This window comes from Bradyrhizobium dasycarpum (assembly GCF_042019905.1).
GTDB lineage: Bacteria > Pseudomonadota > Alphaproteobacteria > Rhizobiales > Xanthobacteraceae > Bradyrhizobium > Bradyrhizobium japonicum_B.
In genome coordinates this window covers 5,222,768-5,237,492 of sequence record NZ_CP169574.1, presented here as the reverse complement: position 1 = coordinate 5,237,492, position 14,725 = coordinate 5,222,768, and the positions used below count along the sequence as shown (strand labels likewise).

At 65.4% G+C, this 14,725-nt stretch carries 9 protein-coding genes and 2 pseudogenes; 4 read left to right on the top strand and 7 right to left on the bottom strand.

Features of this window, described 5'->3' with window-relative positions; all coding sequences use genetic code 11:
• Nucleotides 1-104 precede the first annotated feature (104 nt).
• A pseudogene (gene mutS, locus ACETMP_RS25020) lies at nt 105-2,845 on the top strand (DNA mismatch repair protein MutS).
• 108 nt (nt 2,846-2,953) lie between these two features.
• Here mutS and ACETMP_RS25015 read toward each other — a convergent pair.
• From ACETMP_RS25015 to ACETMP_RS24990, 6 genes are all read right to left on the bottom strand, one after another.
• Nucleotides 2,954-4,630, bottom strand: coding sequence for a PAS domain S-box protein (locus ACETMP_RS25015; protein ID WP_375158249.1), 1,677 nt, complete (start codon nt 4,628-4,630; stop codon nt 2,954-2,956).
• 373 nt (nt 4,631-5,003) lie between these two features.
• On the bottom strand, nt 5,004-5,810 hold the full coding sequence (locus ACETMP_RS25010) for a hypothetical protein (protein ID WP_375158248.1): 807 nt from the start codon (nt 5,808-5,810) through the stop codon (nt 5,004-5,006).
• Between the two features lie 75 nt (nt 5,811-5,885).
• Nucleotides 5,886-6,395, bottom strand: coding sequence for an OsmC family protein (locus ACETMP_RS25005; protein ID WP_028133787.1), 510 nt, complete (start codon nt 6,393-6,395; stop codon nt 5,886-5,888).
• Nucleotides 6,396-6,449: 54 nt separating this feature from the next.
• The gene (locus tag ACETMP_RS25000) at nt 6,450-7,235 is read right to left on the bottom strand and encodes an ABC transporter ATP-binding protein (protein WP_375158247.1); all 786 of its coding nucleotides are present in this window, start codon (nt 7,233-7,235) and stop codon (nt 6,450-6,452) included.
• A gap of 4 nt (nt 7,236-7,239) precedes the next feature.
• A complete protein-coding gene (locus ACETMP_RS24995; protein WP_375161985.1) occupies nt 7,240-8,085 on the bottom strand; it encodes an ABC transporter permease in 846 nt (281 codons plus the stop codon).
• A gap of 234 nt (nt 8,086-8,319) precedes the next feature.
• Nucleotides 8,320-9,291 (bottom strand): aliphatic sulfonate ABC transporter substrate-binding protein, encoded by a 972-nt coding sequence (locus ACETMP_RS24990; RefSeq protein ID WP_375158246.1) that lies wholly within the window; start codon nt 9,289-9,291, stop codon nt 8,320-8,322.
• A 188-nt stretch (nt 9,292-9,479) separates the two neighbouring features.
• On the opposite strand from ACETMP_RS24990, the pseudogene ACETMP_RS24985 reads away from it, so the two are divergent.
• A pseudogene (locus ACETMP_RS24985) lies at nt 9,480-12,270 on the top strand ([protein-PII] uridylyltransferase).
• A 74-nt stretch (nt 12,271-12,344) separates the two neighbouring features.
• On the opposite strand, the gene ACETMP_RS24980 reads toward ACETMP_RS24985, so the two are convergent.
• Nucleotides 12,345-12,875, bottom strand: a complete 531-nt coding sequence (locus ACETMP_RS24980) for a methylated-DNA--[protein]-cysteine S-methyltransferase (RefSeq protein WP_375161984.1) — start codon at nt 12,873-12,875, stop codon at nt 12,345-12,347.
• Nucleotides 12,876-12,915: 40 nt separating this feature from the next.
• Between ACETMP_RS24980 and ACETMP_RS24975 the strand changes: the two genes are divergently transcribed.
• Both ACETMP_RS24975 and ACETMP_RS24970 read left to right on the top strand, forming a co-directional pair.
• A complete protein-coding gene (locus ACETMP_RS24975) occupies nt 12,916-13,332 on the top strand; it encodes a DUF1304 domain-containing protein (RefSeq protein WP_375158245.1) in 417 nt (138 codons plus the stop codon).
• Between the two features lie 146 nt (nt 13,333-13,478).
• Nucleotides 13,479-14,705, top strand: coding sequence for an ABC transporter substrate-binding protein (locus ACETMP_RS24970; RefSeq protein ID WP_375158244.1), 1,227 nt, complete (start codon nt 13,479-13,481; stop codon nt 14,703-14,705).
• The last annotated feature ends 20 nt before the right edge of the window (nt 14,706-14,725 follow it).

Here is a 14,725-nt window from a genome sequence, read left to right as displayed (position 1 = left end):
GAATGTGGCAGCACCGCGCGCCCCACATGGACAACGTGGAAAACCTCGCCTCTCCGGCCAAACCGATAGGAGCAGGTGCCGAAATTTTGTAGGTTGCGCCGCCTATGACGATGCAGCAGCCGATTCAAGCACCGCCCCCCGACGAAACGCCCGCACCGCCGGCAGAAGCCGCCGCGCGCGTCACGCCGATGATGGAACAATATCTGGAGATCAAGGCGGCGCATCAGGGCCTGCTGCTGTTCTACCGAATGGGCGATTTCTACGAATTGTTCTTCGAGGACGCCGAGATCGCCTCCAAGACGCTCGGCATCGTCTTGACCAAGCGCGGCAAGCATCAGGGCGCGGACATTCCGATGTGCGGCGTGCCGGTCGAGCGCTCCGAGGATTATCTGCACCGCCTCATCTCGGCCGGTCACCGCGTCGCGGTCTGCGAGCAAACCGAGGATCCTGCCGCCGCGAAAGCGCGCGGCAACAAGAGCGTGGTCCGCCGCGGCGTGGTAAGGCTGGTCACGCCGGGGACGCTGACCGAGGACACGCTGCTCGACGCCCGCGCCAACAATTACCTGCTGGCGATCGCGCGTGCCCGCGCCTCCGGCGGCGGCGATCGCTTCGGCCTTGCCTGGATCGACATCTCGACCGCCGAGTTCATGGTCACCGAATGCTCGAGGCGGCGAGCTCGCCGCGACGCTGGCGCGCATCAACCCGAACGAGGCGATCGTCACCGACGCGCTCTATAACGACAGCGAACTCGGACAGACCCTGCGCGAGCTGCCGGCCGTCACGCCGCTGACCCGCGACGTCTTCGATGGCGCCACCGCCGAGAAGCGGCTGTGCGACTATTTCGCGGTTGCGACCATGGACGGGCTGGCGCAGCTCACGCGGCTTCGAGGCGACCGCCGCGGCCGCCGCGATCACCTATGTCGACCGCACCCAGGTCGGCAAGCATCCGCCGCTGTCGCCGCCCGCGCGCGAGGCCTCCGGCGCGACCATGGCCATCGATCCGGCCACACGCGCCAATCTCGAGCTGACGCGGACACTGGCCGGCGAGCGCCGCGGCTCCCTGCTCGACGCCATCGACTGCACCGTGACCTCGGCGGGCTCGCGCCTGCTCGCACAGCGCCTGGCGGCACCGTTGACGGACGCGTCCGCCATCGCGCGCCGGCTCGATGCGGTCGGCACCTTCGTCACCGATTCGGCCGCGCGCGAGGACATCCGCAGCATATTGCGCGGAGCGCCCGACATGTCGCGGGCGCTGGCCCGGCTCTCGGTCGGTCGCGGCGGGCCGCGCGATCTCGCCGGCATCCGCGACGGCATCATCGCCGCGGACCAGGTGCTGACGCGACTCTCCGAACTGGATGAGCCGCCGCAGGAGATCGCGGCGGTGATGACATCGCTGCAAAGGCCCTCGCGCGAGCTCGCGACGGAATTCACCAGCGCGCTCGACGAGCAGCTGCCGCTGATCAAGCGTGACGGCGGCTTCGTCCGACAGGGCTATGAGCCCGCCCTCGACGAAGCGCGGAACCTGCGCGACGCCTCGCGCCTGGTGGTGGCCTCGATGCAGGCCCGCTACGCCGACGCGACCGCCGTCAAAGGCCTCAAGATTCGCCACAACAACGTGCTCGGCTATTTCGTCGAGGTCACTGCCCAGCACGGCGACAAGCTGATGTCGCCGCCGCTGAACGCGACCTTCATCCATCGCCAGACGCTGGCGGGCCAGGTGCGCTTCACGACCTCCGAGCTCGGCGAGATCGAGGCCAAGATCGCCAATGCCGGCGATCGTGCGCTCGGGCTGGAGCTCGAGATCTTCGAGCGGCTGTCAGCGAAGGCGATGGCGATCAGCGACGATCTGCGCGCCGCGGCCCACGCCTTTGCCCTGCTCGACGTCGCGACATCGCTGGCAAAGCTCGCGGTCGACGATCATTACGTGCGGCCGGACGTGGACGATTCCCTCAGCTTTGCGATCGAGGCCGGCCGCCATCCCGTGGTCGAGCAGGCCCTGAAGCGCAATGGCGAGCCGTTCATCGCCAATGCCTGCGATCTTTCGCCGGCGCCCGGCCAAAGATCCGGCCAGCTCTGGCTGCTGACCGGTCCCAACATGGCCGGCAAATCGACTTTCCTGCGCCAGAACGCGCTGATCGCGTTGCTCGCCCAGATCGGCAGCTTCGTGCCGGCCACGCGTGCGCGGATCGGCATCGTCGACCGCCTGTTCTCGCGCGTTGGCGCCGCCGACGATCTCGCCCGCGGCCGTTCCACCTTCATGGTGGAGATGGTCGAGACTGCGGCGATCCTCAATCAAGCCGGGGAGCGCTCGCTGGTCATCCTCGACGAGATCGGCCGCGGCACCGCGACGTTCGACGGCCTCTCGATCGCCTGGGCCGCGATCGAGCATCTGCACGAGAGCAACCGTTGCCGCACCCTGTTCGCCACGCATTATCACGAGCTGACCGCGCTCTCGGCCAAGCTGCCGCGGATGTTCAATGCCACCGTGCGGGTGAAGGAATGGCAGGGCAATGTCGTGTTCCTGCACGAGGTGCTGCCGGGCTCGGCCGACCGCTCCTACGGCATCCAGGTGGCGAAACTCGCCGGCCTGCCGCCGGCGGTGATCACGCGCGCGAAGTCGGTTCTCTCCAAGCTGGAGGCACAGGACCGCGGCCAGACCGCACGCGCGCTGGTGGACGACCTGCCGCTGTTCGCCGTGCCCTCGCGCGCCGCAGCGGAAGCCGCCCCGCCGAGCGAGGCCGAGCTGCTGATGGACGCGGTGAAGGCGCTACACCCCGACGAGATGTCGCCACGCGAGGCGCTCGAAGCGCTCTATGCATTGAAGGCCAAGCTGCCGAAGCAGTAAAGGGCCGTAGGGCGGGCAAAGCCAAGCGTGCCCACGCGTATCTGCTGGATCGCGAAGAGATGGTGGGCACGGCGCGAGAGCGCGCCTTTGCTCACCCTACTGTCTATCCTATGCCCGGTTGGCCATCGCGGCGGCTTCCGCCGCAGCGCGCTGCATGCTGGTCGACATCTCGTTCGTCACGGTGCTCTGCTCCTCGATCGCCGCGGCCGTCGACGTCACGTATTCGCTGACATTGTTGATGGCCTGCTTGATCGAGCCGAGCGCGCTGACGACGTCGCCGGAGATGCCGTTGAGGCTGCCGATCTCCGCGCCGATCTTGTCGGTGGCCTGCTTGGCCTGGTTGGCAAGGCTCTTGACCTCCGAGGCGACCACCGCGAAGCCGCGGCCGGCTTCGCCCGCGCGGGCCGATTCGATCGTGGCGTTGAGCGCGAGCAGGTTGATCTGTCCGGTGATGTTGTTGATCAGCTCGACGATGCCGCTCATCGCCTGCGCGGCTTCCGTGAGGCGCTGCGCCTGCGCGTCCGCGGTGGCGACCTGATCCACCGCGCTCATCGCGGTCTCGCGCGATTTGGTCATCGCCTCGGAGATCTCCCGCACCGAGGCGTTGAGCTCCTCCGAACCCGCCGCGACCGATTCCATCATGCCGCGCACCCGCTCGTTGCCCATGCGGACCAGCACCTGCCTGGTGACGTCGGTGGCGTATTTGACGACCTTGAACGGCTTGCCGTTGAGATCCATGATCGGATTGTAGGAGGCCTGGATGTAGACCTCCTTGCCGCCCTTGCCGATCCGCTTGTATTCGGCCACCTGGTATTCGCCGCGGTTGAGCGCCGCCCAGAACTCGCGATAGGCGCTGCTGTCGCGCTCGCCGGGCTCGACGAACATGCTGTGATGATGGCCCTTGATCTCGGCCAGCGAATAGCCGAGCGCGCCGAGGAAGTTGGCGTTCGCGGTGATGATCGTGCCGTCCATGTTGAACTCGATCACGGCCTGGGCCTTGTCGATCGCCGCGATCTGGCCGGCGAGATCGGCGTTCTTCAGCTTCTCCGCGGTCACGTCGGTCGCGAACTTGACGACGCCGTAGGGCTTGCCGTTCTCGTCGAGCAGCGGATTGTAGGAGGCGAGGATCCAGATCTCGCGGCCGCCCTTGCCGATGCGCTTGAACTCCCCGGCCTGGTAGTCGCCGCGGTTCAGCTTGGCCCAGAACTCGCGATAGGCGGCGCCGTTGCGCTCGGCCTCGGCGACGAACATGCCGTGGTGCTTGCCCTCGATCTCGGACAACGAATAGCCGAGCGCCTTGCAGAAATTCTCGTTGGCACTGACGATGGTACCGTCGAGCCTGAACTCGATCACGGCCTGGGCGCGGCTGATGGCGGCGATCTTCGAAGCATCCGTCATGCTGCGGATCTTCTTCGCGGTGATGTCGGTCGCAATCTTGGCGACCATCACCGTCTTGCCGTTGCCGTCGAGCACCGGATTGTAGGATGCCTCGATCCAGACCTCGTGGCCATCCTTCGCGATCCGCTTGAACTCGCGCGCCTGATACTCGCCACGGTTCAATGCAGCCCAGAACGCCTTGTACTCGGCGCTGTCGCGCTGGTCGGCCGGCACGAACATGGAATGATGCTTGCCCTGGATCTCGTCGAGCCGATAGCCGAGGGCGTCGAGGAAGTTCTTGTTGGCCGTGACGATCGTGCCATCAAGATTGAATTCGATCATGGCCTGCGAGCGGCCGATCGCATCGAGCCGTGCTTGGGCATCAACCTGGGACTTGCGACCGAACATCAGGGAATCTCCATCTCGAAATTAGGTGGGCAGCTCGTAGGGGAAGTGACCGCGGCGGCGAAACAGCCGTACTCAAATCTACAATTCCCGCGAGTCCCCTGCACTCGGATGCAGCTCGGACGAGTTCACGCCGATGACGGCGGAAGCGGGTACGCAGGATATTCGTAAGGCAAAAGCTCGAACAAAGTTCTAATAGAAGTATCGGAATTCGGCGGGTGCCGGAACAACCTCTGCCCACGTCGCGATCAGCGCGACCGACGGCACAGTTTGAAATGACGCATCTCATTCAACGGCTTACGAAGATGCCGCGTGAGCATGAGGTCGACATGCGCGACACGACTTTTCGCCAACGGCGTCGCGCTGATCCGTAGTCTTACGGCTGCGACGTCTTGTGCATCGCTCGCCGACCGATGCCCCACAGCGTCAGATTCCAAACAACGCAGGTGCCGAGCGCGAGGCACAGACCGACGCTTGATCCGAACGACACCACCGCCACGTGCAGGACGGCGATCGCCGTGCCGAATCCGAGCAAACCCCACGCGGAGTTGGCGAGCACGGCGGCTGTCGGCGGGCCGCCGATGCGCGGATGCAGGATCACCATGATGCTGGAGAACACGACGGGATAAAGCGCGATGATACCGCTGATGCGAGGCCCGACCCAACCCGAGGTCGAGACCACGATGGCGACGAGCGTCGCCACCAGCGCAGCCCGCATCGGAACGTCATACCAGCGGCGCGTCACCAGCGGCATCTTCACGTGGCGGTAGCCGGCCAACAGCGGAATGCAGATGCCGAAGGCGATCAGGTTCGCGGCCAGCCCGGCGGTGAGCGACCATTCGAACTGACGGACGATCGACGCAAGCACGATCCAGACCGCAACCGCGCTGCCACAACTCACCACGAGATCGTACCGCTGCGCCAGCACGACATAGGTGAGGCACATGAAGATGGTCGCCGCATTGATCGGAAGACTCGCCAGCGCGCCCTGCGCGATGAAGGCGGCGTCGTGGTCGAGTGCGAGGAAGACGTAGGACGGACCGGCTGAGATCGGCAGGGTCGCGACCAGCGCACCAATCACCGGCCCTGCGCGTTCGGTGATGATCGACGCCGTCACGACGAACGTCGCCGCGATCGCCATGCGCAGGAGCAGGAAGAGGATGAAATGGAGGTCGGGGGACATTCTGTCTGTCATTCCGGGGCGCGCGAAAGCGGCGCGCCCCGGGACGACACCGATTGTGGAGTGGCGACCTTCGCCTCACATCCGCTGCATCGACACCGAGACCTTCGGGCCGTTCTTGATGGTCTGGTAGACCACGCAATAGCGCTCGGTGAGCTTGAGCAGGAGATCGAGCTTGTCCTGCGGCGCGTCGGTGTCGACCTCGAAGCGCAGACGGATCTCGGCGAAGCCGACCGGGGTCTCCTTGTCGATGCCGAGCGTGCCGCGGAAATCGAGATCGCCCTCGGCATAGACGTTGCCGGTCTTCATGGGCACCTCGATCGCGGTCGCAACCGATTTCAGCGTGACGCCGGCACAGGCGACCAGGGCTTCGAGCAGCATGTCGCCGGAGCAGAGTTCGAGACCGGAGCCGCCGGTGGCCGGATGCAGGCCCGCCATCGCGATGGCGCGGCCGGTCTCGACCTTGCACGCGATCCCTTCGCTGTCGGTGGAGCCCTTGGCTTTCAGTGTGATCAGCGCGGTCTTGGGATCGGTCTTGTAGCGCTCCTTGATCGGAGCCTGCATCTGGCGCAGCTGGACGGCGTCCATCTTGTTCTCTCCCGGAAAAATTACCCTTCGATGTACCGGCTCGAAGCGGAATTGTCACCACCACATGGCCTGACCGGGACCCTGGGTTGCGTCACGGTCGGGCACGCTGCGGTCGAGCGAGCGGTCGAGTGACGTCAGCACGTTCCGCTTGAAATTCTCGAACAGCGGCGAATTGCGGTCGCGCGGCCGGCCCAGATTGACCTCGATCTGGTCGAACAGCCGCCCGGGACGTGGCCGCATCACCAGGACGCGGTCGGCCAGCACCACGGCTTCGTCGACGTCGTGTGTGACGAGAATGAGCGTCGGCCGTGTGTCGGCCCAGAGATCGAGCAGATGATCCTGGAGATCCCTGCGGGTAAAGGCATCGAGCGCGGAGAACGGCTCGTCGAGCAGAAGCACCTCGGGCTGCGGGACCAGCGCCCGTGCGATCGCGACGCGCTGCGCCTGGCCGCCCGAGAGCTCGCGCGGCCAGGCCTGGGCCTTGTCGGCCAGTCCGACGCGTTCGAGCGCGCGCATCACCTTCTCGCGCCGCTCCGCCGCCGGCAGATCGGCAAGTCCAAAGCCGATATTGTCGGCGACGCTAAGCCAGGGCAAAAGCCGCGGCTCCTGGAAGATGATGCCGATCTTGGCATGGGGCGAGGCGATCGCCTCGTCGTCGAGCGTCACCGTGCCCGAGCTGGCGCGATCAAGGCCTGCGATGGCGCGCAGCAAGGTCGACTTGCCGCAGCCGGAGCCGCCGATGATGGCGATGATCTCGCCTTGCCTGATCTCCGCAGAGAAGCGTGCCAGCGCCTCGACGCCGTTGGGATAGGTCTTGCTGACCCGATCGAGCGCCAGCATCGCGTCACGCTCCCTTGGTGCGGCCGAACGCGTCCTGCCAGCGCAGGAAGGGCGCGGCCGCGACCTCGATCAGCCAGTCCGTGAGCTTGCCGAGGATGGCGAAGATCACGATGGCGGCGAGGATCTGCGCGGGCTTGCCGAGCTGCTGGCCGTCGAGCAGGAGATAGCCGAGGCCCTCGGAGGCGCCGATCAGCTCGGCCGCAACCACGAACATCCAGCCGAGCCCAAGCCCGACGCGCAAGGACACGACATAGGCCGGCAGGACGGCGGGCAACAGGATGCGGCGGATCATCGCGAAGCCGGAGAGGCGGAAGGTGCGTCCGACCTCGACGATCTTGCGATCGACCGAGAGGATCGCTCCCATCACGCCGAGATAGACCGGGAAGAACACGCCGACCGCGATCAGCGCGACCTTCGAGGTTTCGAAGATGCCGAGCCAGAGGATGAACAGCGGCACCCAGGCCAGCGACGGGATGGCGCGCAGCGCCTGCACGGTCGGATCGAGCAGCCGCCGCGCCAGCGACCAATAGCCGGAGATGGCGCCGAGCAGCGTGCCTGCGACCACGCCGAACAGGAAGCCGAGCCCAACACGCCACAGCGTCGCGCCGATGTGACGAAGCAGCTCGCCGGAACGGGCGAGCTCACTGATCGTGGCGAACACGCGAGAAGGCGGCGGCACCAGGCGCCCATTGGACCAGCCGAGCCACACCACGACTTCCCAGCCCAGCGCAAGCGTCAGCGGCAGCAGCGCACCCAGCAGCGGCCGCGCGTAACGCGCGGCGCGCGAGGGCGCGGCAACGCTTTCGGCTTGTTCCGAGGTTTGTTGCAACACTGGCGCGTCGGAGATCATGGTCATTAGCAAGCGCGTCTGGTCGGGGAATGCAAGGGCGCCTCTTACCCTCCCCTGGAGGGGGAGGGTCGGCACGCGATCGAGCAAAGCGAGATTGCGTGACGGGGTGGGGTGACAGTCTCTTCACGCAAGCGGTGCCCGAGCGGAGAGACCGCCCCACCCCGCTCGCGCTGCGCGCGATCGATCACGGGCGAGCTACGCTCGTCCCGGACCCCAGGGGAGGGTAAAAGAGCACTAATTCGTCGGCAGCGGGACCTGGTCGTCGATGAGTGCATCCAGCGTCGCCTTGACGTCGACCTTGGCGTCGACGACGCCGGCCTGCTGCAGCGCGAGGCCGGCGGCAAGGATCGACTCGCGCTGCGGCGCGCCGATCCGGCTATGGGTGAGCTCGGTGCGTTCCTTGAGCTGCTTGTCGACGACGGCCTCGGGCAGCCTGGTCGCGGCCATGAAGGTCTTCTTCAGCTCGTCGTAATTCGCCAGCGAGTACTTTCGCGCTTCCTCGTACACGGCGAGCACGCGGCGGACGGCGTCGGGATGGTCCTTCAAGAATTGCTCGCGCACATTGAGGATGCCCCAGGTGTTGGCCTCGGCCTTGCGGTAGAACAGCTTTGCGCCTTCCTCGACCTCGGCCTGCGCCATCATCGGATCGAGGCCGGCCCAGGCGTCGACGTCACCGCGGATCAGCGCGGTCTTGCCGTCGGCGTGCTGGAGCAGCACCGGCGTGATGTCCTTCTCGGTGAGACCGGCACCAAGCAGCGCCCGCACCAGGAAGATGTGCGGATCGGTGCCGCGCGTCACCGCGACGCGCTTGCCCTTGAGGTCGGCGACGCCAGCGATCTTGGAATCCTTCGACGTCACCAGCGCGGTCCATTCGGGGCGCGAATAGACATAGATCGACTTGATCGGGTTGCCGTTGATCTTGGCCACCAGCGCCGCCGAGCCCGCGGTCGAGCCGAAATCGATCGAGCCGGCATTGAGGAATTCGAGCGCCTTGTTGGAGCCGGCCGACTGCACCCAGGTGACGGTGATCCCGTCCTTGGCGAACTCCTTCTCGAGCAGTCCCTTCTGCTTCAGGACCATCGACACCGGATTGTAGGTCGCCCAGTCGATGCGGATTTCCTTGAGCGGATCCGCCGCCTTTGCCGCAGGTGTCACGGCGAGCGCAAAAGCTCCCGCCAGCAGAATGCGTCGTGTCATCCAGGTCATGCCCAGCCTCCTCCAAAACTTCATTGTTTTTCAAGGAGTTATATCTAGAAATCAACGAGAAAATCCGCCCCCTGAAAGCCCGCCGGCCGAGAACAGACTTGCCCGAAGCCGCGGCTTTCCAGCATGGAACGACTATTGCCAGAGAATGGCGGGTGACAGCGCCCGTCACCTCTTATATCCGGTGAGATATGGACAGCGTCGCGACCGAGCATAAGGCCGAGGTGGACGATCGTTTCGACACGGTGCGGATCACCGCCGCGGTCGATGCGCTTGCCGAAAAGCATCAGGGGCGCGAAGACGCGTTCCGCACCGCCATGGCGCAATTGCTCAAGGCCGAGCTGATCGCGGCGCGCGCCGCGGCACAGGAGATCCTTTTGAAGGATCGTCACGGCCGCCGCTGCGCCGAGCGACTGTGTCACGTCCAGGACGAGATCATCCGCATCCTCTATTCGGCGGCGACCCGTCATCTCTACCGCTCGCCGATCCCGAGCGGCGCCGAGCGCATGGCGGTGGTTGCGACCGGCGGCTACGGCCGCGGCCTGATGGCGCCCGAATCCGACATCGATCTGCTGTTCATCCTGCCCTACAAGCAGACCGCCTGGGGCGAGCAGGTGGCGGAGGCCATCCTCTATTGCCTCTGGGATATGGGGCTGAAGGTCGGCCACGCCACGCGCTCGGTCGACGAATCGATCCGGCAGGCGCGCGGCGACATGACCATCCGCACCGCGATCCTGGAGACGCGCTTCCTCACCGGCGACAGGCCGCTTTATGACGAGCTGGTCGCGCGCTTCGACAAGGAGGTGGTGCAGGGCACCGCCTCGGAATTCGTCACCGCAAAGCTCGCCGAGCGCGAGGAGCGGCACCGCCGCGGCGGCCAGTCGCGCTACCTGGTCGAGCCCAACGTCAAGGACGGCAAGGGCGCCCTACGCGACCTGCACACGTTGTTCTGGATCGCCAAGTACGTCTATCGCGTGCGCGACACCAGCGAGCTGGTCGAGCGCGGCGTGTTCGACGCGCAGGAATATCGCAGCTTCCGTCGCTGCGCCGATTTCCTCTGGTCGGTGCGCTGCAATCTGCATTTCTACTGCAACCGCGCCGAAGAGCGCCTCTCCTTCGACCTCCAGCGCGAGATCGCGGTGCGGCTCGGCTACACCTCGCATCCCGGCATGCAGGACGTCGAGCGCTTCATGAAGCACTACTTCCTCGTCGCCAAGGAAGTCGGCAACCTCACCGCCATCCTCTGCGCCAAGCTCGAGGACCAGCAGGCCAAGCCTGCGCCGGTGCTGAGCCGGATGATGGCGCGGCTGCGGCCGAGCACAGTGGAAGCGGCGCGTCCCCGACAGCGACGATTTCATCGTCGACAACAACCGCATCAACGTCGCCGCGCCCGACGTCTTCAAGCACGATCCGGTCAATCTGATCCGCATCTTCCGCCTCGCGCAGAAGAACAATCTCGCCTTCCACCCGGATGCGATGCGCGGCGTGACGCGTTCGCTGGGCCTGATCAACGCGCAGCTTCGCGAAAATCCCGAGGCCAACCGGCTGTTCATGGAGATCCTGACCTCCGAGAACGCCGAGATCGTGCTGCGCCGGATGAACGAGACCGGCGTGCTCGGCCATTTCATCCGCGCCTTCGGCAAGATCGTCTCGATGATGCAGTTCAACATGTATCATCACTACACCGTCGACGAGCACCTGATCCGCTGCATCGGCTTCCTCCAGGACATCGAGCGCGGCGGCGTCGAGGAGTTCGCGCTCGCCAGCGATCTCATGCGCAAGACGAGGCCCGAGCACCGCGCGGTGATCTATATCGCCACGCTGCTGCACGACGTCGCCAAGGGCCGGCCGGAGGATCACTCGATCGCCGGCGCCAAGGTGGCGCGTCGGCTCTGCCCGCGGCTCGGCTTCAGTCCGGCCGACACCGAGCTGATCGCCTGGCTGATCGAGGAACACCTGACCATGTCCACGGTCGCGCAGTCGCGCGACCTGTCGGACCGCAAGACCATCGAGAATTTCGCCGCGGTGGTGCAGTCGGTCGAGCAGATGAAGCTGTTGACCATCCTGACCACCGCCGACATCCGCGGCGTCGGTCCCGGCGTCTGGAACGGCTGGAAGGCGCAGCTCCTGCGCTCGCTGTATTACGAGACCGAGCCGGTGCTGACCGGCGGCTTCTCGGAGGTCGATCGCGGCAAGCGCCTCGCGGCCGCCTATGCCGAATTCCGCATGGCCTTTGCCGAATGGCCGGCGGACGAGCTCGATGCCTATATCGGCCGGCACTACCCGGCCTATTGGCTCAAGGTCGAGCTGCCGCGCAAGATCCGTCATGCCCGCTTCGTCCGCTCCAGCGAGCAGGCCGGCCACAAGCTCGCGATCAATGTCGGCTTCGACGAGGTGCGCGGCGTCACCGAGCTGACGATCTTTGCAGCCGACCATCCCTGGCTGCTCTCGATCATCGCCGGCGCCTGCGCCTCGGCCGGCGCCAACATCGTCGACGCCCAGATCTACACCACGACCGACGGCCGCGCGCTCGACACCATCTCGATCTCGCGGGAATACGACCGCGACGAGGACGAGGGACGGCGCGCCACCCGCATCGGAGAGATGATCGAGGACGTGCTGGAAGGCAAGCTGCGCCTGCCGGAGGTGGTGGCGCGGCGCACCGTCCGCAGCAAGGCGCGGCCCTTCGTGATCGAGCCGGAAGTGACCATCAACAACCAATGGTCCGACCGCTACACGGTGATCGAGGTCTCCGGCCTCGATCGGCCCGGCCTGCTCTACGAGCTGACCACCGCAATCTCGAAACTGAACCTCAACATCGCGTCAGCCCACGTCGCGACCTTCGGCGAGCGCGCGCGCGACGTGTTCTATGTCACCGACCTCCTGGGCGCCCAGATCAACGCGCCGACCCGCCAGGCCGCGATCAAGAGCGCACTGACCCACGTGATGGCTGGCGATAAGGCGGTTCAGCCGGCAGCGTGAGGCCTACCGTTCGAGCGCGTCTCTCTCCACTCGTTATTCCGGGGCGCGCGCCCCGGAATGACTTGGAGAGAGGCCTAAATCTCCACCCCCTCGTGCCTTAGCAACCACCTCTTCCGCTCCAGCCCGCCGCCGTACTTGACCAGCGAACCATTCGCGCCGATCAGCCGGTGGCAGGGCAGCACCACGCTGATCGGATTGGAGCCGTTGGCATGACCGACGGCGCGAATGGCTTTTGGCGTCTCGATCCTTGCGGCGAGCGCGCCGTAGCTCATCGTGGTGCCGGCAGGGATTTGCGCCAGCGCGGTCCAGACCTTCTGCTGGAAGGTGGTTCCGGCGATGCGCCATGCGATGCCCGAGAGCTGGCCGAGATCGCCGTCGAAATAGCCCGACAGCGCGGTCCGCAGGGCCGCGGGCGCGGGCTGGTCGCTCAGATCCACCACACCGTAATGCAGGCGCAAAAGCTCGCGCATGCGGTGCTCGTAATCCTCCCAGTCGAGGGCGCGCAGGGCGCCTTCGGCATCGGTGACGAGCAGGGCGATCCCGATCGGCGTCGTCAGGCGATCGAGGCCGAAGCGAACGGAGGGTTTGGTTGATCGACTGTCCATTGCGTTACCATTGCATCGAAACGCACCCATCGCACTTGCCATGCCGGCCATGCTAACGTCCACCCGAAAGCTGACTCTTTTGGGGGAGCTCATCTTGATCCTGATCGCCAATGTCCTGGTGGCGCTGGTCGCCGCGCTGCACGTCTTCTTCCTGATCCTGGAGATGTTTCTCTGGGACAAGCCGCAGGGCCTGAAGGTATTTCGCAACACGCCGGAGAAGGCCGCGATCACGAAGGTGCTGGCCGCCAATCAGGGCCTCTATAACGGCTTCCTCGCCGCCGGCCTGATCTGGGGCCTCGTCCACGGCAATCCGGCCTTCGCATTCCAGATCAAGACGTTCTTCCTGCTTTGCGTGATCGTGGCCGGCGCCTACGGCGCTGCGACCGTCAGTTCACGCATCCTGATGGTGCAGGCGCTGCCTGCGGCGATCGCGCTGGCTGCGTTGTTGCTGGCTTAGCCTGTCGCCTGAGACGCTACGGCGCAGCGTCGCGATCCTTGCGCGGCGCAGCGCCTTCCTCCACAATCTTCGGCAGCGATGGCGACCGTTGCAATCAACGGACAAAGACCATCGGCCGAAAATTCCGTCAGGAGGAACAACCAAATATGAACAATCGCAGGGCCTTCCTAGCTGCCACGGCAGCGCTCGCGCTCGCGTTCTCCGCGAGCCAAGCTCTCGCCCAGAAGAAATACGACACCGGGGCGAGCGATACCGAGATCAAGATCGGCCAGACCGTGCCGTTCTCCGGCCCGTATTCCGTCTATGCCAATATCGGCAAGACCCAGGCTGCCTATTTCAAGATGATCAACGATCAGGGCGGCATCAACGGCCGCAAGATCAACCTGATCCAGTATGACGACGCCTACTCGCCGCCGAAGACGGTGGAGCAGGTGCGCAAGCTCGTCGAGGGCGACGAGGTGCTGTTCACCTTCCAGCTGATCGGCACCGCGGCCAATGCCGCCGTGCAAAAATACCTCAACGGCAAGAAGGTGCCGCAGCTGCTGGCCTCGACCGGCGCGGCGCGCTTCAACGATCCCAAGAACTATCCCTGGACCATCGCCTACAATCCCAACTACGTGTCCGAGGGACGGATCTACGCCAAGTACATTCTCAAGGAGCATCCCAACGCCAAGATCGGCGTGCTCTACCAGAACGACGACATGGGCCGCGACTATCTCGCGGGCCTCAAGAGCGGCCTCGGCGACAAGGCCGCCAGCATGGTCGTCGGCGAGGTCTCCTACGAGGTCACCGACCCGACCGTCGACTCCCAGGTGGTCAAGCTGAAATCGATGGGGGTTGATCTGTTGTTCGACGCCTCGACGCCGAAATTCGCGGCGCAGGCGATCAAGAAGCTTGCCGATCTCGGCTGGACCCCCGTGCACATCCTCGACATCAACGCGAGCCCGGTGTCGGCGACACTGAAGCCTGCCGGCCTCGACATCTCCAAGGGCATCATCTCGACCAATTACGGCAAGGATCCCGGCGATCCCCAGTGGAAGGACGATCCGGGCGTGAAGGCCTTCTTCGCCTTCATGGACAAGTATTTCCCGGAAGGCGACAAGCTCAACACCGTCAACACCTACGCCTATTCGGTGGCGGAGTTGCTGGTGCAGGTCCTGAAGCAATGCGGCGACGACCTCACGCGCGAGAACGTCATGAAGCAGGTCGCCAACATCAAGGGCTACACGCCGAGCCTGGCGCTGCCCGGAATCAAGATCAACACCGGGCCGAACGATTTCCGCGTCAACAAGCAGATGCAGATGATGAAGTTCAACGGCGAACGCTGGGAGCTGTTCGGACCGGTCATCGAGGACACGGGGCCGTCGGGCTAGGCGCTGGTCTCGTAGGGTGG